Annotated in this window: 23 protein-coding genes; 7 read left to right on the top strand and 16 right to left on the bottom strand. The window is 69.7% G+C overall.

Going from position 1 to position 26,356, the window contains the following annotated elements; translation table 11 throughout:
- Positions 1–66 precede the first annotated feature (66 nt).
- The 7 genes from WMF12_RS05135 to WMF12_RS05105 all read right to left on the bottom strand — a co-directional run bounded on the left by WMF12_RS05135 (position 67) and on the right by WMF12_RS05105 (position 6,744).
- A complete protein-coding gene (locus WMF12_RS05135; protein WP_437867284.1) occupies positions 67–1,068 on the bottom strand; it encodes a hypothetical protein in 1,002 nt (333 codons plus the stop codon).
- A gap of 303 nt (positions 1,069–1,371) precedes the next feature.
- On the bottom strand, positions 1,372–2,256 hold the full coding sequence (locus tag WMF12_RS05130; RefSeq protein ID WP_437867283.1) for an SDR family NAD(P)-dependent oxidoreductase: 885 nt from the start codon (positions 2,254–2,256) through the stop codon (positions 1,372–1,374).
- Between the two features lie 21 nt (positions 2,257–2,277).
- Positions 2,278–2,460 carry a hypothetical protein gene (locus tag WMF12_RS05125; RefSeq protein ID WP_437867282.1) on the bottom strand — a complete coding sequence of 61 codons (183 nt, stop codon included), beginning with the start codon at positions 2,458–2,460 and terminating at the stop codon, positions 2,278–2,280.
- A gap of 386 nt (positions 2,461–2,846) precedes the next feature.
- Positions 2,847–3,254 carry a hypothetical protein gene (locus WMF12_RS05120; RefSeq protein ID WP_437867281.1) on the bottom strand — a complete coding sequence of 136 codons (408 nt, stop codon included), beginning with the start codon at positions 3,252–3,254 and terminating at the stop codon, positions 2,847–2,849.
- A gap of 82 nt (positions 3,255–3,336) precedes the next feature.
- Positions 3,337–5,133, bottom strand: a complete 1,797-nt coding sequence (locus WMF12_RS05115; protein ID WP_437867280.1) for a glucuronyl esterase domain-containing protein — start codon at positions 5,131–5,133, stop codon at positions 3,337–3,339.
- Between the two features lie 384 nt (positions 5,134–5,517).
- The gene (locus WMF12_RS05110) at positions 5,518–6,483 is read right to left on the bottom strand and encodes a class I SAM-dependent methyltransferase (protein WP_437867279.1); all 966 of its coding nucleotides are present in this window, start codon (positions 6,481–6,483) and stop codon (positions 5,518–5,520) included.
- Between the two features lie 93 nt (positions 6,484–6,576).
- Positions 6,577–6,744, bottom strand: coding sequence for a hypothetical protein (locus WMF12_RS05105; RefSeq protein ID WP_437867278.1), 168 nt, complete (start codon positions 6,742–6,744; stop codon positions 6,577–6,579).
- A 330-nt stretch (positions 6,745–7,074) separates the two neighbouring features.
- On the opposite strand from WMF12_RS05105, the gene WMF12_RS05100 reads away from it, so the two are divergent.
- Positions 7,075–9,519, top strand: coding sequence for an alpha-glucuronidase family glycosyl hydrolase (locus WMF12_RS05100; protein ID WP_437867277.1), 2,445 nt, complete (start codon positions 7,075–7,077; stop codon positions 9,517–9,519).
- Between the two features lie 253 nt (positions 9,520–9,772).
- Entirely contained in the window at positions 9,773–13,195 is a 3,423-nt protein-coding gene (locus WMF12_RS05095) for a hypothetical protein (protein WP_437867276.1), read from the top strand.
- On the opposite strand, the gene WMF12_RS05090 is transcribed toward WMF12_RS05095, so the two are convergent.
- The 4 genes from WMF12_RS05090 to WMF12_RS05075 form a co-directional block, all read right to left on the bottom strand.
- Complete coding sequence (locus tag WMF12_RS05090; protein WP_437867275.1) at positions 13,176–14,567, bottom strand: DUF1552 domain-containing protein; 1,392 nt, start codon at positions 14,565–14,567, stop codon at positions 13,176–13,178. The genes WMF12_RS05095 and WMF12_RS05090 overlap by 20 nt on opposite strands.
- A 5-nt stretch (positions 14,568–14,572) precedes the next feature.
- Positions 14,573–16,297 carry a DUF1592 domain-containing protein gene (locus WMF12_RS05085; RefSeq protein WP_437867274.1) on the bottom strand — a complete coding sequence of 575 codons (1,725 nt, stop codon included), beginning with the start codon at positions 16,295–16,297 and terminating at the stop codon, positions 14,573–14,575.
- 366 nt (positions 16,298–16,663) lie between these two features.
- Positions 16,664–17,302: an NADPH-dependent F420 reductase gene (locus WMF12_RS05080; RefSeq protein ID WP_437867273.1), complete on the bottom strand. Its 639-nt coding sequence runs from the start codon at positions 17,300–17,302 to the stop codon at positions 16,664–16,666.
- A 28-nt stretch (positions 17,303–17,330) separates the two neighbouring features.
- On the bottom strand, positions 17,331–18,149 hold the full coding sequence (locus WMF12_RS05075; RefSeq protein ID WP_437873831.1) for an inositol monophosphatase family protein: 819 nt from the start codon (positions 18,147–18,149) through the stop codon (positions 17,331–17,333).
- Positions 18,150–18,316: 167 nt separating this feature from the next.
- On the opposite strand from WMF12_RS05075, the gene WMF12_RS05070 reads away from it, so the two are divergent.
- Complete coding sequence (locus tag WMF12_RS05070) at positions 18,317–19,225, top strand: LysR family transcriptional regulator (protein WP_437867272.1); 909 nt, start codon at positions 18,317–18,319, stop codon at positions 19,223–19,225.
- Positions 19,226–19,322: 97 nt separating this feature from the next.
- Here the strand turns inward: WMF12_RS05070 and WMF12_RS05065 are convergent, their stop codons facing one another.
- Positions 19,323–20,258: a LysR family transcriptional regulator gene (locus WMF12_RS05065; RefSeq protein WP_437867271.1), complete on the bottom strand. Its 936-nt coding sequence runs from the start codon at positions 20,256–20,258 to the stop codon at positions 19,323–19,325.
- 109 nt (positions 20,259–20,367) lie between these two features.
- On the opposite strand from WMF12_RS05065, the gene WMF12_RS05060 reads away from it, so the two are divergent.
- Both WMF12_RS05060 and WMF12_RS05055 read left to right on the top strand, forming a co-directional pair.
- Positions 20,368–21,099, top strand: coding sequence for an SDR family NAD(P)-dependent oxidoreductase (locus tag WMF12_RS05060; protein WP_437298067.1), 732 nt, complete (start codon positions 20,368–20,370; stop codon positions 21,097–21,099).
- The gene (locus WMF12_RS05055; protein ID WP_437867270.1) at positions 21,089–21,406 is read left to right on the top strand and encodes a DUF1330 domain-containing protein; all 318 of its coding nucleotides are present in this window, start codon (positions 21,089–21,091) and stop codon (positions 21,404–21,406) included. Before WMF12_RS05060 ends, WMF12_RS05055 begins: the two co-directional genes overlap by 11 nt.
- A gap of 9 nt (positions 21,407–21,415) precedes the next feature.
- Here the strand turns inward: WMF12_RS05055 and WMF12_RS05050 are convergent, their stop codons facing one another.
- From WMF12_RS05050 to WMF12_RS05040, 3 genes are all read right to left on the bottom strand, one after another.
- A complete protein-coding gene (locus WMF12_RS05050; RefSeq protein WP_437867269.1) occupies positions 21,416–21,892 on the bottom strand; it encodes a hypothetical protein in 477 nt (158 codons plus the stop codon).
- 744 nt (positions 21,893–22,636) lie between these two features.
- Positions 22,637–23,572, bottom strand: coding sequence for a helix-turn-helix domain-containing protein (locus WMF12_RS05045; protein WP_437867268.1), 936 nt, complete (start codon positions 23,570–23,572; stop codon positions 22,637–22,639).
- On the bottom strand, positions 23,554–23,742 hold the full coding sequence (locus tag WMF12_RS05040; RefSeq protein ID WP_437867267.1) for a hypothetical protein: 189 nt from the start codon (positions 23,740–23,742) through the stop codon (positions 23,554–23,556). The genes WMF12_RS05045 and WMF12_RS05040 overlap by 19 nt, the downstream gene beginning before the upstream one ends.
- 109 nt (positions 23,743–23,851) lie before the next feature.
- On the opposite strand from WMF12_RS05040, the gene WMF12_RS05035 reads away from it, so the two are divergent.
- Together WMF12_RS05035 and WMF12_RS05030 are read left to right on the top strand one after the other, a co-directional pair.
- Positions 23,852–25,015: a DUF418 domain-containing protein gene (locus WMF12_RS05035; RefSeq protein WP_437867266.1), complete on the top strand. Its 1,164-nt coding sequence runs from the start codon at positions 23,852–23,854 to the stop codon at positions 25,013–25,015.
- Positions 25,016–25,114: 99 nt separating this feature from the next.
- Positions 25,115–25,597: an alpha/beta fold hydrolase gene (locus tag WMF12_RS05030; protein ID WP_437867265.1), complete on the top strand. Its 483-nt coding sequence runs from the start codon at positions 25,115–25,117 to the stop codon at positions 25,595–25,597.
- Here the strand turns inward: WMF12_RS05030 and WMF12_RS05025 are convergent.
- On the bottom strand, positions 25,559–26,266 hold the full coding sequence (locus WMF12_RS05025) for a helix-turn-helix domain-containing protein (protein ID WP_437867264.1): 708 nt from the start codon (positions 26,264–26,266) through the stop codon (positions 25,559–25,561). The two genes, WMF12_RS05030 and WMF12_RS05025, sit on opposite strands and share 39 nt — an antisense overlap.
- Positions 26,267–26,356 lie beyond the last annotated feature (90 nt).

Below are 26,356 nucleotides of genomic sequence, written 5' to 3'. Positions count from 1 at the left end.
AGTAGACACCTGTGGTGCCGTACAGCTGGCCGGAGTAGACCGTCAGGTCGCTCGCGTCGTGGTCGGTCAGCTCGGTCTCCCACCAGGCGCTGGCCGCGCTCGAGCCCGTCGGACGAACCGCGAGCGTCGAGGGATTGCCGGTGCCGTACGGCGCAGAAGCCGTGAGCTGCCCCGGCCCGCCGGAGGCCGGCCCCTTCCACACCAGCTGCGGAACAACCTGACTATCCATGGCGACGCCGGACTGATAATGATCGAATTGTCACTCATCTGCGGCACGTAGTACCCCATCGAGAGGTCATCCACGGCATTGCTGTCACCGTAGGCCGCCACGACGAACCCGTTGAAATTGGAGGGGTTCTTGTTCACGCCCATGAGCAGCGGGACAACCAGCACCCGCTCGGTCACGCCGGTCGTCGTGAGATTGTCGAAGACGACGCGCGTGAAGTCCTTCTGCCCGTCCGTCACGTTGCGGACGTACAGCGAGCCAAGACCGGTGCCGACAGTGGGGTTGACGACCATCTTCACCTCCAGCCATTTGCCCATCGTGGCGGGGATGTTGACGGCTTGATAGACATCTCCGCCGTCATAGCCAGAACGAAGACGGAGCGCCCCCCAGGCCATGGAGACGGTCGGCCCCTGGTAGGCAGGGAGTGCGTAGCCCGTCGGGCTCCCGCCGGCCACGTTGATCGGCTCGAACGCGACGCCTGAGACGGCATTGTAGATGAGACCCGAGTAGACGACCTTGTCCGTGCTGTTGAAGCTCGGGCCATCGAACGCGGACCAGGCTACCTTGCCGTTGTAGCCGCCCGTGGAGACGATGCTCTGCTCGGAGTCATTCCCGCTTCCCGGCGGCGAGCCGATCGCGAACTTGTCCGGGTTCGCCCCCGACCAGCTGTTCGCGCCTTGGTTGTTCATCGCGTTGCCAAAGACGTGCTGCTCGTAGTCCTCGCGATCCATGGTGCAGGCCTCATACTGAAGGCGCACGTGGTCGTGGTAAGCGACGTCCGGCGACTGGGAGGGCAACGCCGCCACATGAGACCAGTCGGCGTGCTGCGTGGTGGTGTTCATGTTGCTCACCAGCACATCGACGCGGCCCCCTCCAGACGATGACTCCGACCGCGCTCGCCAAGGAGATGCTCAGCTGGGCAGCTCACGTGCAGCTCGGGAAGCTCAAGCGCCATCCACGCGGTGTGAAGAAGCCCGTGCCGAAGAGAACCCGATTCGCGAATGAAACTCACGTGTCGACTGCTCGATTGCTCGCAGAATCCAGGAAAAAGTCGCCTTGAAAGGGCTGCCCCTACCGGGAACCAATTTTCAAGGCAGTGCTATCCCTCACGAGCCGGACCCTCTCGATGTGCTCACGGATCCCGCTCACGCGTCGGCGTCAATGCTCTTGGGCTTGGCGCCGGCGGCCAGCATCTCCTCGCGCATGCGCTTGTGCCTGTAGCTGGCTAGCTTGAGGCTGAGCGCCGGAGACAGGCGATCGAGGTACCAGAATGCCTTCCACCATTTGGGCAGGACGATGATCGCCTCGTTGCGGGCGACGGCGTCGAGCGTGCGGCGCGCGAGCTCTTCGGGGGGGATTGGGTGCAGGCGCTCCGACATGCGCATGATGGTCTCTTTGGAGACGTTCTCCACGTTGATACGGCCGTACACACCGCCGGTGACGATGGGTGTGCGGATGGCGCCGGGGCACAGGACGGAGGCGCGGACGCCGTAGCGCTCTGCCTCCACGCGGAGGGCCTTGGTGACGGCGACGACGGCGTGCTTGGTGGCGGTGTAGGCGCCCTCGTTAAAGCCCGCGACGAGGCCTGCGACGGAGGCTGTATTCAAAATGTGTCCTGAACCCTGCTTCACCATGATCGGGTAGACTGCCTGGATGCCGTAAACGACGCCGCGCAGGTTGACGTCGATGACGTCGTCCCAGTCCTCTTGCACGTGACTGGCCATCTCGCCCCCGACGACGATGCCGGCGTTGTTGAACAGGTAGTCGATGCGGCCTGAGCGCTGCAGCGTGTCTTTTGCGATGGCCTTGAAGGCCGGCAGGCTGCGCACGTCGAGCTCGGCGGCGGTCGCGCGACCTCCGCGGTCGGTGATGCCTTTGGCGACCTCCGCGGCGACGCTGTGCTGGCGATCCGCCAGCACGACCTCGCACCCTCGATGGGCGAGCTCTTCACCGAGCGCGCGGCCGATGCCGGAGGCGCCTCCGGTGACGATTGCGACCTTGTTTTCAAGCGTTTTCTGGTTGGTGCTCATCGGGCGCGGACGCTATCACGTTCACGCGCCGCGCACGATGGCCAAGGTGCGCTCCACGACCTCGGCGACGTCGCAGTCCGACGTGTCGACCGTGTAGTGCGCAGTCTCGTACTGGGTGGCGCGCTCGGACAGGAGGCTCTTGAGGCGCTCCATCGCGAGCGGGTAAGGTGCCTCGGCGTTGGCTTGTTCGAGCGTCCGGATCACATCGACGGCACGCCGACGGACGTGGCTCGGAAGACGCTACTTCACAAGAAGGTCGAGCCCATGCTCGAGTGCGAGCTCCAGCACCGAGAGCAAGTGCCCCCAATGCGCGACGGTGATGCTCGTGGGCATCACGACGTCGGACGTCGGCGAAAGCCGAGACGCTGCGGGCGGCGCCGGAGCTTCGTTCTCCGTCTGCTTTGGCGCCTTGGTGTGCTCGCGCTCCGGCGCTTTCTCGCCCGCCTTTGCGTCGTCACACGCCTTGTTCTTCGCGAGCGGCGTGCCGCCTGGGGGGGCTTCGGCGTCACGAGGGGGCGAAAGGTCGAGCGGGCAGCCAAGACGCCGTGGTAGGTGATGGTCGGGTAGAACGGTGGGGGTATCAGGGCCAGTTACAGCTCGTGTGCTCGCCGGGACCGAGGTCGTGTGATGACCTTGAAAGGGGTGCCCACATAGGCCTCCGAGATGTCCGCGTCTGGGTCGGCTCGAACGCGGTCGACGTTGTCCAGGAGCAGATCGTATTGCGTCTGGGTGTCCCCCTCGATGTCCATCAACAGGTAATCGAGCGCATAGCCGTTGCTGCTGATCCAATCGAGCGCAGGGTCCAGCGTCGCCAGGCCCCACCCCCTGGTCTCGAGCCCCGTAGGGACCCCGGCCAGGGTGTTGCTGATGATCACGTCGTCGTAGTCGCCCCGCTCTGCCCACCCCACCGCGGCGATGTCTCCCCCGTTCTGGACAATCTCGGGGTTGGTCGGCTCGAACGCCTGCCAGCTCGTGAAGTAGCCCTCGGCTTGCGCCATCGCGGTCGAGCATGCGATCACCGCCGCCGGGGCGGGTGCCGGTCGGGGCGCCCCTTGCGAGGCGCCCCGTCGCCCCGAGCGGCTACTGGAGGGTCGGCGCCGTCCACTTCATCCACCTGTTCAGATCGGCCGTCGCCCCGTCGCCCTTGATCAGGTTGGTGTCCGCGGTGCCGCCGCCGACGAGGAACTTCTTCACGTACGCATCGAGGGCCGCCCTCTGCGAGGACGGGAACGCGCAGTGGGCATGGGCGGCGGTCTGCCAGTAACCCATCTTGTCCGGCACCCCGAGCCCCTTCCAGATCTGCTGGGCGATGGACCCCGCCGTGAAGGTGCTGTTGATGCCGAGCCAGTCGATCCTGTTGTCGATGACGAGCAGCGCGCGCGGCGCGACGAGCCCCATGACCATGTGATGGTCGAAGGGCAAGGACGTCACCCGGTTGCCGAAGGTCGAGCCGAAGTTCGCGCGGAACCACGGCTGCTCGCTGGCCGCGCTGGACAGGGTCTGCACGTTCTCCCCGGCGTTGGCGCCCGCCTGCGAGACGCGCCAGCTCGCCGAGCCGCCGGCGCCCGACTCCTGCGGGATCGTCAGCACGATGCGCTCGTCGAACGCGCCGGCCGTGAGCGCGCCCTTGCCGTTGCGCGAGCAACCCGTCACCGCGATGCGCTTCGGGTCGATGTTGGCCCCCGGGGTCTTCTCCAGCGCGTCGATGATCCGGCTCACGCCCCAGGCCCACGCGATCATCGAGCTGGCCGAGTGGTTGCTGCCGTAGAGGTTGTAGAACGTGCCCGTCCCGCGCGAGCCGCCGCCGTTCTGCGCGCCCATCGCGTTGTTGTCGAAGGTCGCCATCGCGACGCCGTTCTGGGTGAACACGCTGTTGTCCAGATTCGAACCGCCGATGCCGATGACGAGCGGGATCGGACCAGCAGGCGCGCCGGAAGGCCGGCTGATGTTGATGGAGAAGGAGGCGCTCTTCCCTGCATCGTTGACGTTGACCGTCAGCCTGTTCGCCGAGAACTGCCCCGTGACATTGTCCTTGGACACCACCGGCTTCGATCCGGACTCATACGTCTCGACCTGCGACTTGATCTCCGCGCGCCGGCACGCCCACTCCGACTTCTTCGTGATGCGTGAACCGCTCAAGCTCAGGAACGGATCGTGATGCGTGTCGAACACCGGGAGAGACGAGGCGGCGGGCAACGTCGGCTTGGGGCAGCTCGCGCCGCTGTCTTCGACCGCGCCCGTGCTCCCGCCCGACCCGCCGGAGCCGCCCGACCCGCCGGAGCCGCCGGAGCCGCCCGCACCGGAGCCGCCCGCACCGCCCGAGCCGCCTGCCCCGCCCGCCCCCGTGCTGCTGCTGCTCGACGACGAGCTGCTGCTCGATGACGAGCTGCTGCTCGATGACGAGCTCGCGCTGCTGCTCGACGAGGAGGACGCGCCCGTGCCGACGATCGTGCCTCCGCTGCCGGTGACCGACGCGACCGCGGGCCGCCCGCTGCCGTTTGCGCAGAACCCCCACTCCACCCAACCTTTCTCCTTGATCGCTGCGTTGTGGGTCACGTTCGTGGCGGTGAGCTGCCCGCTCGAGGACACGGAGGTCACGTTCCACGCATTGGCCAGCGTCGAGCCGTTGAGCCGGACGACCACGTTCCAGCCGGTGGTGGCCGGGGAGCGGGACTTGTTCGTCACCCTCACGTTCGCGCAGTAGCCGTTCCCCCAGTCCGACTGAATCGCGATATCCGCCGACATCGAGCCGTCAGCGCTGTCCAGGGCGCCGTCCAGCGTGTCGAGGTCCTCTTCCTCGATGGGCTCCACGGCGCACGCAAGCAGACCGAACGCGAACGAAGCGGAGATGCAGCCAAGCAAGCGAGTGATACGCATAAGGTTCTCCATGAATCGGAACGTCTGAGTCGCGGGCTTCTGCTCAAGGTGGATACGTGCACCAGCGAGACGCCTGCGAGCCCTCGTTCAATTGGTAGAGCTCAATATTCCCGGCCAGCGTGCACCTGATCATGAACACGTCGCGAACCTTGCCGACCCCATGCCTGGCAACCACGGTGTTCGTCGGACAGCTACTCACATGCGGATACCCCGCGGGGGGGTGGGGCACCATGAGAAAGCAAGAGCAACTCGGAAACGCAGCAGCAAGGAGCGAGCGCTCCGGGCAGCAATCTCCCCCCGAGTCGGTCCTCCGGATCGTGCCGCCGTCGCTCAGGCTGCCTGGGCGCGGGCCATCGTCGAGTTACGCCGTTCCGAGGCCGGGCGTCACGCCGGCGTGCGCCCCGACACCAGGTAGAACGTCACCCCGTGCGCGCCGCCGAGCGTGCGCGCGAGCGCGGCCTGCTTCCACGCGCGGGCCTCCTGCATGGCGATCGCCCACAGCCGCTCAAACTGCGCCGGATCGCCGCCGCCGGCCAGATACCAGGCGTGGGCCTGGTCGCGGGTGCCGCCCGTTCCGAGCCAGATGCCGCCGTCGATCCACGCCAGCACCTGGCGCAGCTCCGCGCGCTCCGCGGGCGTCTCGTACGGCGGGATCAGCGCGGCGCACTTGTCCGACTGGCACACGTGGAGATCGCCGAGCCCTGCCTCGCGGAAGAGCCCTGGCAGCCGCTCGCCCACGGAGCTGTCCCCCTGTCCCAGCGCGCGCTTGCCGTCCTGGCAGGTTGCCTCGAGCTCGAGCAGCGAGAGCCGGTCGGCGCGCGACAGGCCGGGCGCGGTGACCAGGGCGGTGGCCTTCTCGGCGAAGTTGTTCGGCTCGACCGCCAGCAGGAGGCCGCCAGGGCGCAGGACACGGCGCATCTCGCGCAGCACCCGCAGCGGGTCGGCGACGTGCATCAGGACCGTCTGGCACGTGGCGAGGTCGACGCTCGCGTCGGGCAGCGGGAGGGCCTCGGCGAGGCCCTCCAGGTACGACGTGCGCGCCGCCACCCCGCGCGCCTCGGCCTCGGCGGCGGCGCGCGCGACGAACGACGGTTCACGATCGACGCCCACCAGGGTGGCGTCGCCGTGAAGCACGGGCAGGAGGGTGCGACCCCAGTGCCCGACGCCGCAGCCGACATCGACCGCCGCGCGCACCTCGTCGAGCCGGAGCCGGCGGGCGATGAGCTCGACGAAATCACGGTTCCACCAGGTGTCGCGCCAGTCGCCCTCGAAGCCGACGAGCCAGCTGTAGTCGCTGGCCTCGAAGGCGGGCGGCGGCGGAGGAGCCGAGGGATCAGCGGCGCTGGACACGACGATGGCATACCACGGCCGCCGCACGGCCCGGCGCCGATCCACGATGTGGCGCCGGGCCGGGCTTCTGGAGGCGAGCCCCGCCGGGAGCGGTCACTCGACCGTCGGCGCCGTCCACTTCATCCACCTGTTCAGATCGGCCTTCGCCCCGTCGCTCTGATGATCGAACGGCAAGGACGTCACCCGGTTGCCGAAGTTCGAGCCGAAGTTCGGGCGGAACCACGGCTGCTCACCATTCCCAGTGGAAGGCGCCTCGATCACGGTTATTGGCAGCTTCAGTCCGCATTCCTGACGTTTTTTGCTCGGACCCCGCCAGAAAATGCAGGAGCACTGAACACTTCGCGCACGACGGCACAAGAAGCGACCTCTGACGAGGTGAGCAAGGCATGGCGGAGCCGCGGTGCGTTGCAGTCTTGCACGGCGCGTTTAGCCCTTGACGGGCGTCGAGATTCACCCTCGAGATCCGCGAATCGGTTTGTTCACCCTCTTTCCCAAGCCCCCTCCATGGAAAGGCTGATTCAGATGGCGCCTCCTTCGGAAAACAAGATGTCACGTCGCGCGGGTCGGCCGCCCCCCAGACGGCCTCATTCGATGAAGATCCTGAGGGTGCCGCTCCTCGTTGTCGGGCTCTTGAGCGCGGCGCTCGCGGGCGCTTGCTCCTCGAGCGGCACCGATGAGCCGAACGAGGTGACCGGCAGCGGCGGCTCCAGCGCGGCGGGGAGCCCCAGCGGGGCCACCGGCACGGGCGGCGGCGCGAGCAGCGGCGCGAACAGCGGCACAGGCGGCGGCGCATCGGTCGGCCAGGGCGGCGTGGACACGACAGGATCGACCGGGAGCACGGGCGGCATGTCGGGCTCCGACGAGGAGTACCCCGCGCCGGGCGCCCTGCCGGACGAGACGGGCGCAGACCTCTGGCTCAGGTACCCGAAGGTGCCGATTCCGGGGCGCCTCGCGGAGTACCAGGCGGCCTTCAAGCGCGTGGTCAAATCGGGGACCGGCGCGAGCCTCGACATCGCCGAGGCCGAGCTCGTCAAAGGGCTGAGCGGCTTGACGGGCGGAACCGTCGGGACCGGCGCGGCCGTCGACGGACCGGGCGCCGTGGTGATCGGGACGGCCACAGCGGACGTCATCAAGGGCCTGCCGCTCGCAGCGCGCCTCGGCGCCCTGGGCCCCGAGGGCTACCTCGTCGAGGCCGCCGACGTCGGAGGCCAACCGGTGATCGCCGTGGCAGGCAACACCGAGGTGGGCGTGCTCTATGGCACCTTCGCGCTCCTCCGGCACGTCCAGAGCCACAGCGCCCTCGACAAGCTGTCGCTCACCGGCTCTCCGAAGATCGGCCATCGCATCCTGAACCACTGGGACAACCTCGATCGCAGCGTGGAGCGCGGCTACGCGGGCCGATCCATCTGGGACTGGAGCGCGCTGCCCGGCACGCTCTCTCCCCGTTACAAGGACTACGCGAGGGCCAACGCCTCCATCGGCATCAACGGGACGGTGCTGACCAACGTGAACGCCAACGCGCAGGTCCTGACGCCATCGTACCTCACGAAGGTCAAGGCGCTCGCCGACGTCTTCCGCCCTTATGGCATCAAGGTCTACCTCACGGCGCGATTCAGCGCGCCGGTCGAGATCGGCAACCTGAGCACGGCCGATCCGACCAACGCCAGCGTCAAGCAATGGTGGACGAACAAGGTCAACGAGATCTACCAGCAGATCCCCGACTTCGGTGGTTTCCTTGTGAAGGCGAACTCCGAGGGGCAGCCAGGGCCGCAAGACTACGGGCGGACCCACGCCGACGGCGCCAACATGCTCGCCGACGCCCTCGCGCCGCATGACGGCATCGTCATATGGCGCGCCTTCGTCTACTCCGACACCAGCCCCCCGGACCGCATCAAGCAGGCCTACGAGGAGTTCAAGCCTCTGGACGGCAAATTCAAGAGCAACGTCCTCGTGCAGGCCAAGAACGGCCCGCTCGATTTCCAGCCCCGGGAGCCGTTCCATCCGCTGTTCGGGGCCATGCCGAAGACGCCCCTCGCCCTCGAGCTCCAGATCACGAAGGAGTACCTCGGCATGGACACGCACCTCGCCTACCTCGGCCCGCTCTACGAGGAGGTCCTCAAGGCGGACACCTACGCGGGCGGCGAGGGCTCGACCGTGGCGCGGGTCATCGACGGCACCCTCCACAAGTACACGACCACCGCGATCTCGGGCGTCGCCAACGTGGGTGACGACACGAACTGGACCGGATCGCAGATGAACCAGGCGAACTGGTACGTGTTCGGACGCCTGGCGTGGAACCCGGACCTCTCCTCGGAGGCCATCGCAGAGGAGTGGGTCCGGCAGACGTTCTCGAACGACCCCGTCGTCGTCGAGCCGGTCGTCCAGATCATGATGGAGTCACGCGAGGCGCTTGTCGACTACATGACGCCCCTCGGCCTTGTCCACATCATGGGCAACGACCATCACTACGGGCCGGGGCCGTGGCTGAACAGCCTGAGCCGCGCCGAGTGGAACCCGGTCTACTATCACAAGGCGGACGCGAACAGCATCGGCTTCAACCGCACCTCGGCGGGCAGCAACGCTGTTGCCCAGTACGCCGCGCAGGTGGGACAGACGTTCGGGAGCCGGGACACGGTTCCGGACGATCTCGTGCTCTTCTTCCACCGCGTCGGCTGGCAAGACAAGCTGAAGTCGGGGAGGACGGTCTGGGAGGAGCTCGTCCATCGTTACAGCCAGGGCGTCGATGAGGTGGGGGTCATGCGAGAGACATGGAAGTCCGTCGAGGGCCGTATCGATGGCAAGCGCTTCGGTGACGTGAGCGACTTCCTTGAGATCCAGCACTACGAGGCGCGCTGGTGGCGCGACGCGTGCCTCGCCTACTTCGGCTCGGTGTCGAAGCTCCAGGTCCCGAGCGGCTATGCCCCCCTGGCGAACACGCTGAGCTTCTACCAGGGGCTCCGCTGCCCGTCCGACCCGAAGAAGCCTCGCTGCTCGCAGGTCTATACGGGGAATCCGTCCCCGGCCATCCTCCAGTGAGAGCGGCGGGCCAGCTCGGTCTGGCCCGCGGCCTGCTGGCGATCTTCACGCCCCTGCCCCCGTCAAGCGCACAGCGTCCTCCGGGTCTTGCTGACTCGGCGATCTAGCCAGGTCACAACACCGGAGTCGTCGCATGACCTCGTCGTGGTCCGCGATCGACGTGAACGCACACACGCTGTTACCGTCCCGCTGGCTCATCCATCAGAGAACGGCGGGGTGCGCGTCGGCTGCCAAGGCCGTCAGGAGGTGCGTCATGACGCTGGCTTCGAGTCGAGCATGGTTGCTGTTGATGGCGGGGTGCGCCTCGGCGTGCAGCGCGCCTGGACCGCAGGCGGCGGGGACCGGTCCTGCCGAGCGCCCCGCGGAGCGCGCGCTCCGGCCGAGCGGCGCCGCGCCGGTCGAGCTCGGGCGGATCGTGAGCAGGGCGCGGGCGAGCTTTCGATCGACGCGACAAGGGCTCTCCGCGGAGGGCGCCGCCCACCGGATCGACGTCGAGGGCGGCGCGGCGCGGATCCGCGCGAAGCCCTCGGCGAGGGGGGCACGCAGGGGGCGAGCGAGGCAGCTCCAGGCGCTCGCCGGGGCGCGCTCCGCCGCCGAGCTGACGGCGCGCCGCCGCGCGCTCCGCGGGCCTCTCCTCGAGGGCGCGCCCGGCGAGCTCCAGCCAGGGAGCGCGCTCACGCTGACGACGCGATCGATCGCCCGCGCCGGCCACGAGTGCGTGAACGGCGAGGGCCGCGTGCGCATGGCGGCGGACGGCGGCGCGGAGCGCGCGTTCGAGACCTGCAGCGAGCTGTGGAAGAACCACGAGGCGAACGCCGAGCAGGCGTTCCGGTTCCCCGAGCGGCCCGGGGGGCGCGGCGATCTCGTCGTGCGCGTGAGCGCCCGGCTCGACGCCGCGGACGCCGCGCCCTCGGTCGCGAGCGACGCCCGCGGCCTCGTCCTCGGCGCCGCGCCGGGGCAGCGGTTCGTGTACGGCCACGGCACGTGGATCGACGCGTCGGGCCGCCGCGTTCCGGTGCCCGCCCGCTGGGCGGACGGCCACATCGAACTGCGCGTGCCCGCCTCGGTCGTCGAGGAGAGCGGCTATCCGGCGCTGCTCGATCCGGAGGTGGGCCCGGAGATCGGGACGGAGCCGCCCGTACCCGTCCAGCAAGACGTAGGGTTCGATCCGGAGATCGCGACCGACGGGACGAGCTACGTCGTCGTCTTCGAGGATCTGTCGCGCATCCGCGCGGTCCGCGTCGGCGCGCGCGGGGACGTGCTCGATCTCGACTGGCTGGATCTGGGCGAGGAGTCCGCCGGTCAGTACCTGCCCAGCGTGGCGTACGGCGGAGGCCGCTACCTCGTCACCTGGAGCCAGTACGGCGACGACGCCCGGATCACCATCCGCGGCCGCGTGATGCGACCCGACGGCACGCTCGAAGGGCCGGCGAGCTTCGCGATCTCGACGTCGGCCGAGGGCGTGTATCCCTCGGTCGAGTGGAACGGGGAGCGCTTCGTGACCGCCTGGCTCAGCCTCGCCGACGATGGGGCCGACGACGTCCGCGCGACGCTCGTCGACCCGAGCGGCAGCGCCGTTCCCGGCGCCGAGCGCGCCCTGTCCACGAGCGGCCGCGCGTCGCGGCCGGCGGTCGGCGCCGGGGCGGACGTCTCCGTCGTGGCCTGGGACGAGGACGTCGCCGGCGGCGGCGCGCGGGCCATCCGTGCGGCGCGGGTGGCCAGCGATGGGACAGCGCTCGACGCCTTTGGCGTTCAGATCTCGGAGGACCCGGGCAACGCGCGGCTGGCCGCGCTCGCGTCCGGCGGGACGAGCTTCCTGGCCACGTGGGTACGGGACGATCCCACGAGCACGATCCGGGGCGCGGTGCTGCGCGCAGACGGCACGATCGCGGCAAGGGACTTCCCGATCTCACGGCCGAGCCCGGGCGCCGGGGCCCCCGCCGCGGCGTTCGACGGCAGCAGCTATCTCGTGGCCTGGGCCGACGAGCGGGACGGTCGCGCGATGTACGGGGCCCGCGTCTCGGCCGAGGGCGTCGTGCAGGGGACCGACGACGTGAGGCTCGCGGACGGATCGCCTCGCTCCGTCCGGGATTCGGATCGGAACGCGCTCGTGTGGAACGGTTCGCACTTCCTGCTCGCGTTCCACGGCCAGGGCATCGAGGGCAGCCTGATCGGCCCGGATCTCGCGCTGGCCGCGGGCCGACTCGGGCTCAGCCCCCTGCCGAACAGGCAGGGCGCCCCGCGCGTGGCCTGGACCGGCGAGAGCTACCTCGTCGCCTGGACCGACGAGCCGGACCCGGAAGGGGAGCGGACGACCGCGCGCGCGGTGCGCGTGAGCGCGGCCGGCGAGGTCGTCGATCCGGTCGGGATCGAGCTCGCGAGCAGCGCCTTCGCGATCGATCTGGCCTCGAACGGCGGCGGCGCGTCGGTGCTCACCTGGAGCGCGCTCGGCGCCGGCGGGGATCACCTGCGGCGGGTGTCGGGCGACGGCGCGCTCGGGGAGAGCGTCGCCGTCTCGTCGCTCCACCTGTCGGCGACGCCGTCGGTCGCGGGCAACGGCGACGGTTATCTGGTGACCTTCGTGGAGAGGACCGCGGAGGAGCCCTTCGTGTACACAGCGTCGGGCCGCCTGCTCGGCGCTTCGGGGAGCGCTGGCCCGGTGTTCCCCATCGTGCCCTCGGTCGGGGCGGAGTCGCACGCGATGCCGCTCCACGCCGGGCAGGACTACCTGGTGGCCTACTCGAAGGCCGGCCTGCATCTCGTCCCCGTGAGCCGCACGGGAGACGTCGGGGAGGGCTTCCTGCTGTCGAGCGCATCGGCCGCCATCGCCGGGGCAACGGACGGCACCGACACGCTCGTTGTCTGGACGGAGTCCGTCGATGGCTGGCCGGAGGGCGGTGATGGGCCGGTGCACGGTCGAATCTACGGCACGGGCGGCTGGAGGGGCGAAGCATTCCTGATCTCGCCGACGAGCGCTGGTCATGCGGCGGCCGTGGCCTGGGACGGCGCGAGCTACCAGGTGGTGTGGGAAGAGGCGGAGACGCACCGGCTCCGGATCCGCGCCGTGGCCCCCGACGGAACGCCGGGCATGGAGGCGCTGCTCGTGGATGACGCGTGCAATGCGCCGATGCTGGCCCGCGGCGAGGATGGCCGGTTCCTCCTGAGCTATGACAAGCTCGGCCCTGCTGCGCGCACGCGGCGCGTCGTCTCGCGGCTGCTCAGCTGGGAGCCCTCGCCCGGGCCCGGCGCAGGCGGCGGCGCGGGTGGAAGCGGCGGCGCGGGGCTTGGCACGGGCGGAGGCGGCAGCGTGGAGCCCGGCGCGGGCGGGAGCGGCGGTGCGGAGCCGGGCGGGAGCGGCGGTACGGAGCCGGGCGCGGGCGGCAGCGGCAGCGGCGGCGGCGGCGGCGGCGCGGAGCCGGGCGCGGGCGGGAGCGGCGGTACGGAGCCGGGCGCGGGCGGCCGAGCAGGGAACGGCGCGGGCGGCGGCACCTCCAGCGCTGCCGCCGGCAGCAGCAGAATGGATGGGACCGACGACACCAGCGACGACGCACAATGCAGCTTTCACGGCGCCGGCAGCAGGTCAGCGTACCTCGGGCTCACGGTCGCCCTGTTCGGCATCGCCCTCGTCGCGCGACGCCGCGGCGCCAGGAGTGGCGCTATGACGTCAGGTTCGTGAGCGGCCCGGTGCAATGCTCCGGGGTGCCGAACGTGGTCCGGGTGTCGCCGAACAGGTTCAAGATCGACACGAGCAGGTTGTTGTGCGGGAGGTTCTTGTAGCGGAGCCAGCGCCCCGTACGCAGGCCTCCGCCGCCGCCGGCCAGGAGGAACGGCATGTTCGTCTTCTTGTGGCTCGGCGGATCCGAGATCTCGGAGCCGAAGAAGACGACGCTCTCGTCGAGCAGCGAGTGTCCGCCCATGTCGACCTTCTCCATCTCCTGCAGGAGATAGAGGTGTTGCTTCGAATACCAGTTGCAGATGAGCTCGCACTCCGCCGCCCTGAAGCCGCCGTCGTGCTGGTAGTAATGGTGGTGCTCGCTCAGGTTCAGCCAGGGGAAGGTGTGCTTCGCCTCGGTGTCGCTCCACTGAAGGGTGCCGACCGCGGTGATGTCGCAGGCGAGCGCCATCACCAGCATGTCCGTCATGAGCTTGCCGACCTTGGGGATCGCCGCGTCGGTCGACGTGTCCTTGATCGAGCCGTTGTCGGCGGAGTTGCGCCCCGTGCGCGGGTTGTAGTCGGACGTGTCGACCTTCGCCGGCGCCTGGCAGGCGCCCGTCGCGGTCGGCGCCTTGCTGAGGCTCTCCTCGATCTCGCGGATCTTCGTCAGGTGCTGATCGATCTTCTGCCTGTCAGCCGCGCCGAGCCGCGAGGACAGGGCGGAGTAGCGCCGGTCGAGGAAGTCGAGGATCGATTGCTTTCGCGCGAGGCGACGGGCAGCGTCGTCGTCGGCGCCGGGGTTCAGCGTGCCGAAGAGATCGGTGAAGATCTCCACCGGATCGATGCGCGGCGGGATCGGGCTGTAGGGCGCGTCGTTCTCGAAATTCGCGATGTTCATCGGAGACAGCAGGCCGTGGGACTTTCCCGTCGCCCAGCGCACCGCGATCTCGAGGCTCGCCTTCGCCTTTTGCCCCCCGGAGATCCGGGAGGCGATCACCTGATCGATGGACGGCCCGCTCCCGTAGGCGCGGCCCGCGGCGCCGTCCTGCGGCGTACCCGTGAGCCAGGCGATGATCCCCGCCTGGTGCTGCTCGCCGAGCCCGCTCTTCATGTCGAGGCCGTCGACGACGAGCAGCCGGCTCTGCACCGGCGCGAGCGGCGCCAGGATGGGGCTCAGCGTGAAGCTCGTCTCGGAGCCCGTCGGCCGCCAGCGGTCCATCACGGTCCCGCCGGGCGTGTAGACGGCGAGGAAGCGCTTCGCGGGGGCGGCTTGCGCGCGCGCCGTGGGCTCGGTGCCCATGATCTCCAGCCACGGGAGCGCGATGGCGATGCCGCCAGCACCTCGCAGCAAGGCACGCCGGTTCAAGCGAAACGTCGAGCGAAACGTCGACATAGCCGTCACTCCTCCCGGGGAGCCATGGTGTGGAAGGCGTCCGTCTGCGTGAGCTCGATGAGGAGCTGTTTCACGTTGTATCCGGACGTCTTGAAGGCGGCCGTGACCGCCTCTCGTGTGCACTTGTCCTCGGCGCGCAGGGTGAGGCCGTAGGCGTATTCGATCCAGTGCGTCGCGAAGCAGCTCTGCACGTCTTCCGTCTCGGCGAGCTTGCGCACCAGCTCGATCGGCCCGCTCACCGTCCCCTCCGTGCCCGGCACCGAGCCGCTCGCGTCGATCGCGACGTCGTTCTCGGTCGTGCGGAACAGCCCGACGGCGTCGTAGTTCTCGAACGAGAAGCCGACAGGATCCATGAACTGGTGGCACGTCGCGCAGACCTTGTCCTCGCTGTGCTGACTGAAGCGCTCCCGCGCCGTCTTGCCGGTGTACGGGTCCGGCGGCTTCACCTTCTCCAGGATGTCGCCCGTGGGGAGCGGGATCACGTGGCACATCAGCTTCTGGACCACGAAGGAGCCGCGGACCACGGGGTTCGTCATGTTCGAGTGCGTCGTCCCGGCCATCACCCCCGCCTGGGTGAGGAGCCCGAGGCGCTGGGTCGTATCGAGCTCCACGCGCTGGAACGCGTCGCCCGTCACGCCGGAGACGCCGTAGAACGCCGCGAGCGGGCCGTTCATGTACGTGTACGGGGCGGTCAAGATGGACGGCCAGGTGCCGGCCTCCTCGAAGATCTCCTGCTCGAGGAACCGCTGCGTCTCCTCACGCATCAGCGAGCCGATCGTGCGAGAGAAGGTCGGGAATGCCTCCGCGTCCCGCTCGAGATCCGCGAGGCTGCTGATGGGGAGCAGGCTGTCGAAGAAGAACCGCACGACGGGCCGGGCCCGAGGGTCGTCGAGCATGCGCTCGGCGTGCGAGCGCACGCCTTCCTTCGTCGCGAGCTCCCCCGCCCGCGCGGCCGAGCGCAGCTGCTCGTCGGGCATCGTGCCCCAGAACAGGTACGAGAGCCGCGTCGCCATCTCGTCGCCCGTCGGCCGGCGGAGCGCCGGGCGCGCGGGATCGGGCGCGCCCCACTCGACGCGGTAGAGGAAATCGGGCGACTGGAGCACCGCCTCGATCACCATCGCGATGCCGGCGGCGAACGTCGCGTCCTCTCGCCCGACGCTGTACAGCGCGAGGAGCTCGTCCGCCTCGCCGGCCTGGAGCGGCCGGCGATAGGCGCGCGCCGCGAGGTCCTCGACGATCGTGCGCGCGCACGCTTCCTCGCTCGCCGCCGTCACGTCGCCCGCGCAGGGAGCGAGCCTCGCGAGCGCCTCCGGCGTCGCGGTCGCGCGCTGGGCGATGCCCTCCGCGATGGTGCCCAGCTGCTCGGCGAGCAGGCTCGAGACAGACAGCGTGTCCGCGTCGTTGCCGAAGCCGTTCCCGATATCCTCGCTCGGCAGCGAGAAGGCGGGCTCCGTCGTGTCCCCCAGGAGGTCGCGAACCGTGTTGTTGTATTCGAAGCGCGTCAACCGCCGGAGCGGCGCTCGCCCGGGGTACACCGTGTCGTCCTGGCAAACACCGATCGGATCGTCGGTACCAGGTTTGCCGGAGCCGGAGCTCGAGCCGGAGCCGGAGCCGGCGCCCGGCTCACCCACGGATCCCGTACAGCCGCCGGCGAGGACCAGCGCGATCGGCGCGGCCCACCGAGCGCCTCCGCGACGACGCGCAGGCTGGTGACGCGAGGGTCTGGACATCGTTGTCGCTCCTCACCAGCGCTGGGAGCGCTGAAGTCCCGCGATTAGACAACAAGCGCTCTTCAATCGCCAGGAAATTGAGAGCGGATCCCTCGCCTTCGACCGCACAGGAGCCGTCGGGACCGTCCCGGCGGCCCCGTGATTCCAGTGACGGCGACATGATTTGATTTTTCAGGACGTGTTGCCTCCCGGCGCGCCCACGTTCCGTTCGTTCCGTTCAGCAGCGAAAATCACACGAACAAGGCGCTTCTCGCTGGCTGCAATTTTCTCGCGATGGGCGTTCGCGCAGGACCGGATGGGTACTTTCGCAAAGCCCCGGTCACGGAGATGGATTGGGCTCCAGATCCGCGATGCGCGCCGTCGCGTCTACCGGGCGAGCGCGACGGCGAAGGGCGCGAGCCCTCGCCTTCGCAGCACGGAGGGGACGAGCAAGGCGACGGCCTCGGGGCCGCGCGCTGTCTCGATGTCTCCGAGATCTTCGATCCAGTCGGCCGGCCAGCCCAGATCACCGAGCAACCGCCCGACGACCGCCTTCGCGCCCTCGTCGTTGCCGGAGAGGAACGCGGTCGGGGCGGCGCGCAGGCTCGTGGGATCGGCCATGACGGTGAACAGCATGGTGTTCAGCGTCTTGACCACGGCCGTCTCGGGCAGCGCAGCCTGCAGGCGCTCGGCGACGCTGCCGTTCGGGTAAAGCAGGCTGCCGGGAAGGCCGTCGCGGCCGCGCAGCGTCGCATTGGAGACGTCGACGAGGATCTTTCCCTTCAGCGCGTCGCGAAGGCCGCCGAGCCGCTCCACGCTCGTGTCCCCGGGGGTGGCGTTGATGACGATCGCGGCCAGGCGCGCGGTCTCCGCGTGATCCCTGAGCTCGACGCGCGCTCCCGACCATTTCAGCGCCGCTTGCGCCGGGTCCCTGGTGCCGATCGTGACGGCGTGCCCGGCGCCCGCGAGCTTGTTGGCGAGGACCGTGGCGACACGGCCCGAACCGAGGATTCCAATGTTTCCCATGAGTTGATCCATGTTCAGCCTCCTCCTCTCATCGGATGGTCGACAGGACGAAGGCCGCGCCGGCGTGGAGATCGGGCGCTGCAGCCAGGAAGTCCTCGCTGGCGAGGGTCCAGCGCTCCCCGCGTGTGTCCGTGACCGTGCCCCCGGCCTCCGCGACGAGCAGCGCCCCCGCGACGAGCCCGGAGCGGATCTGGCTGTACTGCCAGAAGACGTCCATCCGGCCGGCCGCGACCTGAACGAGCTGGAGGGTGGCCGGGACCGAGACGCGCAGGACGAGCGCGCTTCCGAGCATCGCGGTGACGGACATGCCAATCCGCCGGTACGTCTCGTCGTCCTCACCCGGCTTCGCCTGGCCGGTCCCGACGAAGGCAGCGCCGAGCGCCGTCTTCGCCGACGCTCGGATCCTCCTGGTCCCGAGGTACGCGCCGGCGCCCTTCCGGGCGGTGTACGTGTCGCCGGTCAGGGGCAGGTGCACCGCCGTCAGGACCGGCTCGTTGTCGCGGACGAGGGTCGCCGTGACGCACCAGTCCGCCATCCCGTGAACATGGTTGATGTTCCCCTCGACGGTGTCGGTGACCCACCACTCCCCCGGCGGGAGGGGCCCGCACTCGAGCTCGTCCTCGACCCACCGGGCCTCCGGGCGAGCGCGCGACAAGGGCTCGCGGAGCGCCTCGAGGGAGACCGCATCGTTGGCGCCGAGAGCCGCGAAGATGTCCTCTCGGCTCCTCGGGCGCGGCTCTGTCGAGAAGCGACCGACGAGCCGCTCGCCCGCCACGGAGAGCGCCGCGACGACCGCGGGCAGCAGGGGCTCGTCCTCCGCGCGGCCCGGGCTCCGGTCTCGCCACATCACATCGTTGTTCATCTGCTCGGAATGATCGGAATGAATCGACATGAATCCTCCTCGGACGAGCGCCTCGCGCGTGCTCGTGAACCGCTGAACCACCGCGCGGAGGAATAAACCCTGGACGACTCATACCGTCCAATGCATAGTTGATATGAGGAAGAATTACCGCCATGCATGTGGACCTGAACCTGTTGCCGGCGCTGGACGCGTTGCTCGAGGAGAGGAGCGTCAGCGCCGCGGCGGCCCGCTTGCGCCTGTCCCAGCCCGCGATGAGCCGAACGCTGGGGCGCATCCGGGACGCCACGGGGGACCCGATCCTTGTGCGCGCCGGCCGGACGATGGCGCTCACGCCCCGCGCGCTGGCCTTGCGACAGGAGGTCCAGGCCATCGTCCAGCGAGCGCACGCGGTGTTCGCGCCCGAGCGGGAGCTCGACCTGGCGAGGCTCGATCGGACCTTCACCGTCCGCTGCCACGACGCCCTGACGACGGCGCTCGGCACGCGGCTCTTGCGAGCGGTGCAGGAGCAGGCGCCTCTCGCGAAGGTCCGGCTCCTGGCCGAGCCCGCGGGAGACACGGACGACCTGCGCCACGGGCGCGTGGATCTCGAGATCGGCTCGACGGAGCCCGCGCTCCCCGAGATCCGTGGGGAGCTGGTCGGCGAAGATCGCGTCGTCGTCGCCCTCCGCCGGGCCCACCCGCTCGCGCGCGGCCGGCTCACCGCCAGGCGCTACGCCGAGGCGCTCCACGTCATCGTCTCACGCCGTGGCCGCCTGCGCGATCCGATCGACGAGGCGCTCGAGGCCCTGGGGCTGCGGCGGCGCGTCGTCGCGGCGGCTCCCACGTGCGCGGCGGCCATCCATTTCGCCCACGAGAGCGATCTCGTCGTCGCGCTGCCGGCGCGCGTCTGCGGTCCCATCGTGCGGGCGCTGGGCCTCAGCACCCGTCCGCTGCCGCTCGACGCGCCGGAGCTCAGGATCGTTCAGCTGTGGCACCAGCGCTGCGAGGGCGACAAGGCGCACGCATGGCTGCGCGGACACACGCGCGAGATCCTCCGAGCGATCTGCCGTGGAGAGGCGTGACCCAGCAGCAGCGCGCCGGTCGGCCGGCGCTCGCGGACATGGCGTCGACCGGCCTGGCGAGCGCGCTCCGCCGCCGGAGGTCCGGCCGGCGCGGCCCTCAACCCCTCCTCCGGCGGCGCGGGGCCTTCCCGGCCGCCGCGGGCGCCCCGGCGCCGTGGCCGCAGCGCCCGAGCGCCTCCCAGAGCGCCTGCGCGACGACGCCGTGCGGGCGGTCGCGGCGGCGGATCACGAAGAGCTCCATGGTGTCGGCCACGAACTCGGGGACCTGCAGCGCCACGAGCTCGCCCGCCGCCAGCGCGCCGGCGGCCACGTGCTCGGGCAGCCCGCCCCAGCCCATGCCCGCGAGGATGACCTCCTTCTTCGCCGCGACGTCGGTGACCGTCCAGCGCAGGCCGCCCTCCAGCACGTTCAGGGACGGCGAGGCGCTCGCCCTCGCGCTGTCGCGCAGGATGATCTGCGCGTGCGCCCGCAGCAGCGCGGGCGGGATCGGCGCGCCGCAGGTCGCCAGGGGGTGATCGAAGCGCGCCACCGGGATCACCCGCACGTCGCAGAAGCGCGCCGTCTCCACCGCTGAGCCGTCGATCCCGAGCTTCGTGGCGACGGCGAGATCGGCGCGGTCCTCGCGCAGCGCGTCGGCGGTGCCCGCCAGCCGCTCGGTGCCGAGCTCGATGCGCACCAGGGGATGACGCGCCTGGAGCCCCCGGAAGATGTCCATGATGGGGCCGAGCGGCGTCACCGCGTCGACGGCGAGCCGCACGATCGGCTCCACCTTCCCCGAGAGGCGCATGCCGAAGCTGCGCAGCGCCTCGGTGCCCTCGATGACGGCCGCGGCGCGCTCGTGGAACAGGCGGCCGGCGTCGGTGAGCGTGGCGCGGTACTCCCGGCGATCGAACAGCTCGATCCCCAGCTCGCGCTCGAGGTTGCGCACCAGCTTGCTCACGGCCGGCTGGGACTTGTGCAGCCGCGCGGACGCGGCGCTGAACGTGCCCTCGCCCGCGACGGCGAGGAAGGCGACGAGCTGATCGTAGGTCATGGCAGGGCCCGCAGGATCAGAACCTGGAGTTATGGTGTTGATAGAAACATACCACTTTCTCGGTTCGAGGGGCGGCCGTAGATTGTCGGCACGAAAGGAACGACACTCCATGTCCACCAGGATCGATCGCGTCATCATCACAGGCGCCAGCAGCGGTATCGGCCTCGACCTCGCCAGGAGCTTCCTGGCCGAGGGATCGAGCGTCGTCATGAACGGCCGCGACCCGGAGAAGCTCGAGCAGGCGCGGCGGAGCCTCGACGGCGGGGCGCGCGTCGTCGCCGTGCCGGGCCACGTGGGGGATCGGGCCACGGCGCGGGCCGTCGCCGCGGCCGCACGCGAGCGCTTCGGCGGCGTCGACGTGCTGATCAACAACGCCGGGATCTTCGGCGTGAAGCCGTTCCTCGAGAGCACGGAGGAGGACCTGGAGCGGTTCTTCACCACCAACGTGAAGGGGACGTTCCTGATGACGCAGGCGGCGGTGCCGCTGATGATCGAGGGCGGCGGGGGCTCGATCATCAATATCGGCACGGTGCTCGTCCAGCAGGCCATGGCGCGGATGCCGGCCTCGGCCGCCATGGCCAGCAAGGGCGGCGTCCACGCGCTCACCGTCTCGCTGGCCGCCGAGCTCGCCGCCCACAACATCCGCGTGAACACGCTGGCGCCCGGCATCATCCGCACGCCGCTCATCGGCGAAGGCGCCGATTCGCTGGCCTCGATCCACCCGCTGCAGCGCGTCGGCGAGGTGCGGGACACGACGGAAGCGGCGCTGTTCCTGGCCAGGGCCGGCTTCGTGACAGGCACGACGCTCGACGTGGATGGAGGCTACTCCCATGGGCGCTGAGGGCCGGCAGCACGTGCTCCTGGTGGGGCTCCAGCTGGCGGACGAGACGTCCTACGCCCGCTACCGCGCCGGGATGATGCCGATCCTGTTGTCCTACGGCGGCGCGTTCGGCCACGATTTCGTGGTGGCGCGCGTGCTGAAGGGGGATGAGCGGATCAACCGCGTCTTCACCCTGCTGTTCCCCGACCGCGCGGCGCGGGAGCGGTTCTTCGCCGACCCGCAGTACCGCGCCGTGCGCGCCGAGCTCTTCGAGCCGGCGGTCGCGGCGACCTTCATCCTCGGCGAGCTCGAAGCGACGGCGGGGTGAGCTGCCTCCTCAAGGCGTGTAGACGATATCGCCGTCATCGAAGAAGCCGCCGGGGATCGAGACGCCGACCGCGCCGTAGTAGTTCACGTCGACGGCGTCGACGCCCGCGCCTGGGCTGCCCAGGTCAGAGAAGGTGAAGCGGTTCGCCGCAGCGAACGCGCCGCCCGAGCTCCAGCACGTCCCATGGCCATCGAAGCTCCAGCTTCCGCCGCTCACGGTATGGGGACGGAAGCGCAGGTAGCGGCAGGTGACGGGGGCTTCGCCGGGATTGTGGATGATGATCGTGAAATGCCCCCTGAGCGAGCCGTCGACCTGCTGGCTCACCGAGCCCATGAAGCTGGCATGGCCGCGCACGCCCCATCCGGAGAGCGTCGGCAGCGGCCCGGCCGCCGCAGGGGACGACAAGGCGGTGACGGCCAGGCCGGCGGCCATCGTGAGGGACATGACGAGGGAGCGGGTCTTGTGGGTCGTGTTCGTGGGCAGCATCGTATCTCCTTGGTCGTTGCAGCGAGCCTCGCGCGGCTTCTTTCGTGCCGAGACCAGGCGGACACTCGCATGAGCCGTACCAGGGCCCACGAGGGGAGCGGGTCGAGCGGGAGAGGCTGCTTCAGCCGAGATCCTGGCAGCGGCGCGGCGCGAGGGACGCGAGGCTGGAGGGGCGCGCCTCCACGTCCGGTGGTGCCCCGCGGCACCACCGGGGGCGCGATCCGCCGTGCCTCGTTGAGAGGACGTCACAAGCCGGCTTCGCTCGGACAAGCAGGCTTCGTTATGTTCTCGCTGCACGACACGTGCGGTGCTCCTCGCCGACCTCAATGACGAAGGATCCCAGGAGACAGCGCGCCTCGTCGCCACCGCCCCCTCAAGCTCATGGGGCGCGAGGGGCTCCAGGCCGACTACGTGGCGCGGCGCGCGCTCGAATCGGTCGACGCCGGCAGCCTCTACGCCGTGCCTCACCGCGACGGCCGCTGGTTCTCAAAGTGCTCCCGATAGCGCCAGGCCCGAGAACCGCGATCTTCATGGCAGAGAAGATACCCATGGGCGTTGGTGTCAGGAATGCATACCTACGCCGATCGGAGTTGCGTATTGCAACAGGACGCTCACGGCGCACAGCGCGGTGACGCTCCGCCCGCGACCGGCAGCGACTCCGCCATGGGTAGCGGCAAGAGGCGTTCCTGGCCTCGAAGGTGCACCAGGCGCGCTCTCCGCAAGGGCTCGCCCTGCGCGGCGGTTCTACCGGGGGCGGCGGAGGGCCTCGCGCTGCGCCGCGGTGAGCCGGTCGAGCCTGGCGGTGATGGTGAAGCTGCCAGGCCCGACGCGCTGGAGGGCGACCGGATCGGTCACGTCCGGGTATTGCTCGGCGTCGCGCAGGGCGCCCGCGACGCGGTCCGTGGACCAGCCCAGCGCGGCGGCCAGTTGCTGGACGGTGAGCGGCGCGCTCGCGTGCACGAGCGCGGCGAGCACCGTCAGCGCGTCACCGACGGCGGCTCCCGTATGGCCGCCGGCCATGTCGTCGCTGAGGCGCGCGAAGAATCGGCCCATCTGGTCCAACCGGCCGCCGGCGGGGGTGGCGGCCCCGAAGATCTCGACTCCCTCACGGGCGGCATCCGCCCACATCGCGTTCGCGCGAGCGCTCGACATCCACGACCGGACCCAGACATCGTCGTCGAAGACGTAGCGCTCGCCCCGCCGCGGGCCGCGCTCGCGCCGGACCAGCTCGATCCCTTCCAGATAACCGATGGCCTTGGACACCGACGCGGGGCTGACCCCCAATCGCGCGACCAGCTCGACGGCGGTCAGGGCGCCCGCGTCGGTGGTGAACAGGGAGGCGAGCACCCGGGCCGCCATCCGTGGAAGCCCTGTCTGGACCATCAGCGTCGAGAAGCGCTCGATATAACCGCGCACCGCCTCGGGGTCCCGCCCGTCGGCGCCGGCGGCGCCCCGCTGCTCCGGGGGCGGGGCCGGCCTGCGCCGGCGGGCGCGCCGCCCGGTGGCCTCGTGGGCGTGCTCCGCCCGGTAGCCGGCGGGCCCGCCGTTGCGGGCCACCTCCCGGCTGATGGTCGACGTCGGCCTGCCCAGCCGCCTGGCGATCTCGGCGTACCCGAGCCCCTCGGCCAGCCCTGACGCGATGTCCCGGCGGTCCTGGTCGCTCAACCTGCCTCCCGGCATCCTCGCCCGCCCTCCTGTGGGTCGCTGGTCCGGCGCAGTGTGCGTTCACCCTCAGCACATTGCAACGCCGATTGCCCGATCGTTGCATTCATCGACAAGACCATTGCAATATTCACCATAAATTCGCCGCACAGCGCACCAAATCCATGGATCGTCCATTGACGATCCATGAGACGCAACGTAGCGTTCGCGACTGTTCAAAGGGCCACGGCGAGGGGCCGGCGTGTTCCGCCCGCTTCCCGAGGCGGCGCAGCCGGGCTCCGCCTGTGGGTGACGTTCATGGACCTTGCCATCAACACCCAAGCTCCCACTGACGTGGCCAGTCGGTCGCTGGCGCCGGACATCGCCCGTGGCTTCATGCTGCTGCTGGTCGCCGTGTCCCACGCGCCGACGTTCGTCAGCCGCTGGGATCTCGGGCCGGAAGCGCTCAACACGATCGCCGTGTTCATCCGATCCCTCGTCGCCGAGAACCAGGCGCGCGTCATGTTCGTGTTCCTCTTCGGCTACGCGCTGGGACAGCTGACCGAGCGGCAGCGCGCGCGGGGCAGCGACTGGGCCTCGATCCGCAAGCTGCTGCGGCGCCGGAGTCTCTGGCTGATCGTCATCGGCTTCGCGCACTCGACCCTGCTCGTGCCGTTCGACATCATTGCGGTCTACGGCCTGACGCTGCTCCTGCTCGCGCCGCTGGTCCGGACCCGGGACTCGGTCCTGTGGTGGACCAGCGCCCTCATGCTCGTCCCCGCGACACTGCTGCTCTCGTGGCAGAGCGTGACAGCACAGACCGCCGCAGCCATGGGCGCGCCCATGACCATGGCGCACCTCATGGCCCCCGATTACGGTGCTCACGTCCTCGCCGGCCTCCCGTTCTGGCCGCTGAAGACGGCTGTCTCCCCCATCGTGGTGGTGCCGGACATGCTGCTGGGCATCTGGGCCGCCAGGCGGCGGATGCTCGACGAACCGGAGCGCCATACGAGGTTCCTGCTGCGCGTCACCGCGATTTTGATGGCCGTGTCCGTCATCGGCAGGTTTCCCACGGCCCTGCAGCTGGCGGGCGTGTGGACGACATCGAACCGCTGGACGGCCGCCGGCGCACACGCCCTGACCGGATACGCCGGCGGTCTCGGCATGGCCGCCGCCTCAGGGCTCGTCGCGATCAGGCTCGGACGCGACCATGGTCGCCTCACCGCGGCCCTCGCCGCGCTGGGCCAGCGGTCGATGACGTTCTACCTGTTCCAGTCGGTGGTGTGGGTGGCACTGTTCTACCCGTTCACGCTCGACCTGAGGGACGACATGGGCTTCGCCGCGAGCTGCGCGGTCGCCGTCGCCCTGTGGATCGCCTCGATCCTGCTGGCCGACTGGATGCGCCGCACAGGCTACCGCGGCCCGGCGGAGGCGCTGCTGCGAAGGCTGTCCTATGGCCGCACCGAGCCTGTCAGCGCGTGATCGAGCCCCACGACGGCGCATGCCGTCTTCTTCCTCTTGTTCCTCTTGTTCGTCGGCTTGCACATTGGCGCAAATAGAATCACATCACACTTCGCCACGATGAACGCAGATATGTTCAAAGGCACTCCCCTAGAGGAACAGCATCTCAAGCTCGGGAACGAGCTGACACGCTTTCCTGGGTTCATCAAGAGAGTCATCGGCGTGGACTTGAAGCCCCATGACTGGTCCAATGAGGTGAAAGGCATCAAGGCGCCCCTGTTCATCGTCATTGGTGACGCCGACGGCGCACGGCATGAGCATGCTCTGGAGCTCTTTCGGGCCAAGGGCGGCGGAGAGATGGGAGACATCCACGGCTTGCCGAAGTCTCGTCTTGCCATCATCCCGGGCACCACGCACATCGGCATGATGCAACGGGCGAGCTGGTTGGTGCCCATGATCACCGAGTTCTTGGATTCTGACCTGAATCCATCGCCGCCGACGTTCTCGCGAGGATTCGGTACGCACCGCTCCTCGACCCGCTCCTTCCGGGTCGTGAGGCACGACTCAGGCGCCGAAGACTTCGCGCACCCGGCGTTCGGCTGAGTCGGCCAGGTCCTGCGAGATCAGGTGCAGAAAGGTGCCCGCTTTGTCCAGTCGAGCCCCCGCGGGCGTGGTGCGACCGAGGATTCCGGCCCCCTGGCGGCTGAGCTCGGCCAGCAGCTCATTGGAGCGGATGCTGGTGAGACAGGAGCGGTACCCGACCTCTCTCTCCAATGTGTACCTCTGCTTGCCCCGAGCTCCGCGTTCGCGGACGATCAGGCCCTGCTCCTCGGCCCATCGGGTGGCTGTGGAGACGGCGGCCGGGCTGACATGGAGCCGCCGGACCAGCTCGGCGGACGTGAGATCGCCGGAGTCGGTGGTGAACAGGCACGACAGGATCCTCGCCACCATGCGCGGGCATCCGGTCGCGATCATCAGCTCGGCGAGCCGCTGCTCGAAGGCGAACACCGCCTTGGGATCGCGTCCGTAGGCGGCGGCGGCGGCCGGCGTCGCTGGCAGCGGTATCGGCTTGCGGCGGCGGGCACGCAGCCGGGTCAGCTGGTGCGCATGGTCGGCGCGGTAGTCCTCGGGCCCGCCGTTACGGGCCACCTCCCGGGTGATCGTCGACTTGGGACGGTTCAGCCGCCGGGCGATCTCGGTATACGTCAGGCCATCGGTGAGCCACGCGGCGATGCACCGACGGTCCTCCTGGGTGAGCCGATCTCCTGGCACGGCGGGCGCCTCCAATGTGGTGCGAGCGGCGAGCAGTATGCATTCGTTGTCATGTCATTGCAACCATGGGATGGTCCGCGTTGCATTCGT

The sequence above is a fragment of the Sorangium sp. So ce363 genome (genome assembly GCF_051520435.1).
GTDB lineage: Bacteria > Myxococcota_A > Polyangia > Polyangiales > Polyangiaceae > Sorangium > Sorangium cellulosum_B.
The sequence above is the reverse complement of the archived record's forward strand: the minus strand, read 5'-3'. Positions and strand labels throughout refer to the sequence as shown.

Bases quoted from the DNA above. Each gene is read 5' to 3' on its own strand.
- WMF12_RS05135 (WP_437867284.1), bottom strand. From the start codon at position 1,068: ATGAACACCACCACGCAGCACGCCGACTGGTCTCATGTGGCGGCGTTG.
- WMF12_RS05130 (WP_437867283.1), bottom strand. From the start codon at position 2,256: ATGAGCACCAACCAGAAAACGCTTGAAAACAAGGTCGCAATCGTCACC.
- WMF12_RS05120 (WP_437867281.1), bottom strand. From the start codon at position 3,254: ATGGCGCAAGCCGAGGGCTACTTCACGAGCTGGCAGGCGTTCGAGCCG.
- WMF12_RS05115 (WP_437867280.1), bottom strand. From the start codon at position 5,133: ATGCGTATCACTCGCTTGCTTGGCTGCATCTCCGCTTCGTTCGCGTTC.
- WMF12_RS05100 (WP_437867277.1), top strand. From the start codon at position 7,075: ATGAAGATCCTGAGGGTGCCGCTCCTCGTTGTCGGGCTCTTGAGCGCG.
- WMF12_RS05095 (WP_437867276.1), top strand. From the start codon at position 9,773: ATGACGCTGGCTTCGAGTCGAGCATGGTTGCTGTTGATGGCGGGGTGC.
- WMF12_RS05090 (WP_437867275.1), bottom strand. From the start codon at position 14,567: ATGTCGACGTTTCGCTCGACGTTTCGCTTGAACCGGCGTGCCTTGCTG.
- WMF12_RS05085 (WP_437867274.1), bottom strand. From the start codon at position 16,297: ATGTCCAGACCCTCGCGTCACCAGCCTGCGCGTCGTCGCGGAGGCGCT.
- WMF12_RS05080 (WP_437867273.1), bottom strand. From the start codon at position 17,302: ATGGGAAACATTGGAATCCTCGGTTCGGGCCGTGTCGCCACGGTCCTC.
- WMF12_RS05075 (WP_437873831.1), bottom strand. From the start codon at position 18,149: ATGTGGCGAGACCGGAGCCCGGGCCGCGCGGAGGACGAGCCCCTGCTG.
- WMF12_RS05070 (WP_437867272.1), top strand. From the start codon at position 18,317: ATGCATGTGGACCTGAACCTGTTGCCGGCGCTGGACGCGTTGCTCGAG.
- WMF12_RS05065 (WP_437867271.1), bottom strand. From the start codon at position 20,258: ATGACCTACGATCAGCTCGTCGCCTTCCTCGCCGTCGCGGGCGAGGGC.
- WMF12_RS05060 (WP_437298067.1), top strand. From the start codon at position 20,368: ATGTCCACCAGGATCGATCGCGTCATCATCACAGGCGCCAGCAGCGGT.
- WMF12_RS05055 (WP_437867270.1), top strand. From the start codon at position 21,089: ATGGGCGCTGAGGGCCGGCAGCACGTGCTCCTGGTGGGGCTCCAGCTG.
- WMF12_RS05050 (WP_437867269.1), bottom strand. From the start codon at position 21,892: ATGCTGCCCACGAACACGACCCACAAGACCCGCTCCCTCGTCATGTCC.
- WMF12_RS05045 (WP_437867268.1), bottom strand. From the start codon at position 23,572: ATGCCGGGAGGCAGGTTGAGCGACCAGGACCGCCGGGACATCGCGTCA.
- WMF12_RS05040 (WP_437867267.1), bottom strand. From the start codon at position 23,742: ATGGATCGTCAATGGACGATCCATGGATTTGGTGCGCTGTGCGGCGAA.
- WMF12_RS05035 (WP_437867266.1), top strand. From the start codon at position 23,852: ATGGACCTTGCCATCAACACCCAAGCTCCCACTGACGTGGCCAGTCGG.
- WMF12_RS05030 (WP_437867265.1), top strand. From the start codon at position 25,115: ATGAACGCAGATATGTTCAAAGGCACTCCCCTAGAGGAACAGCATCTC.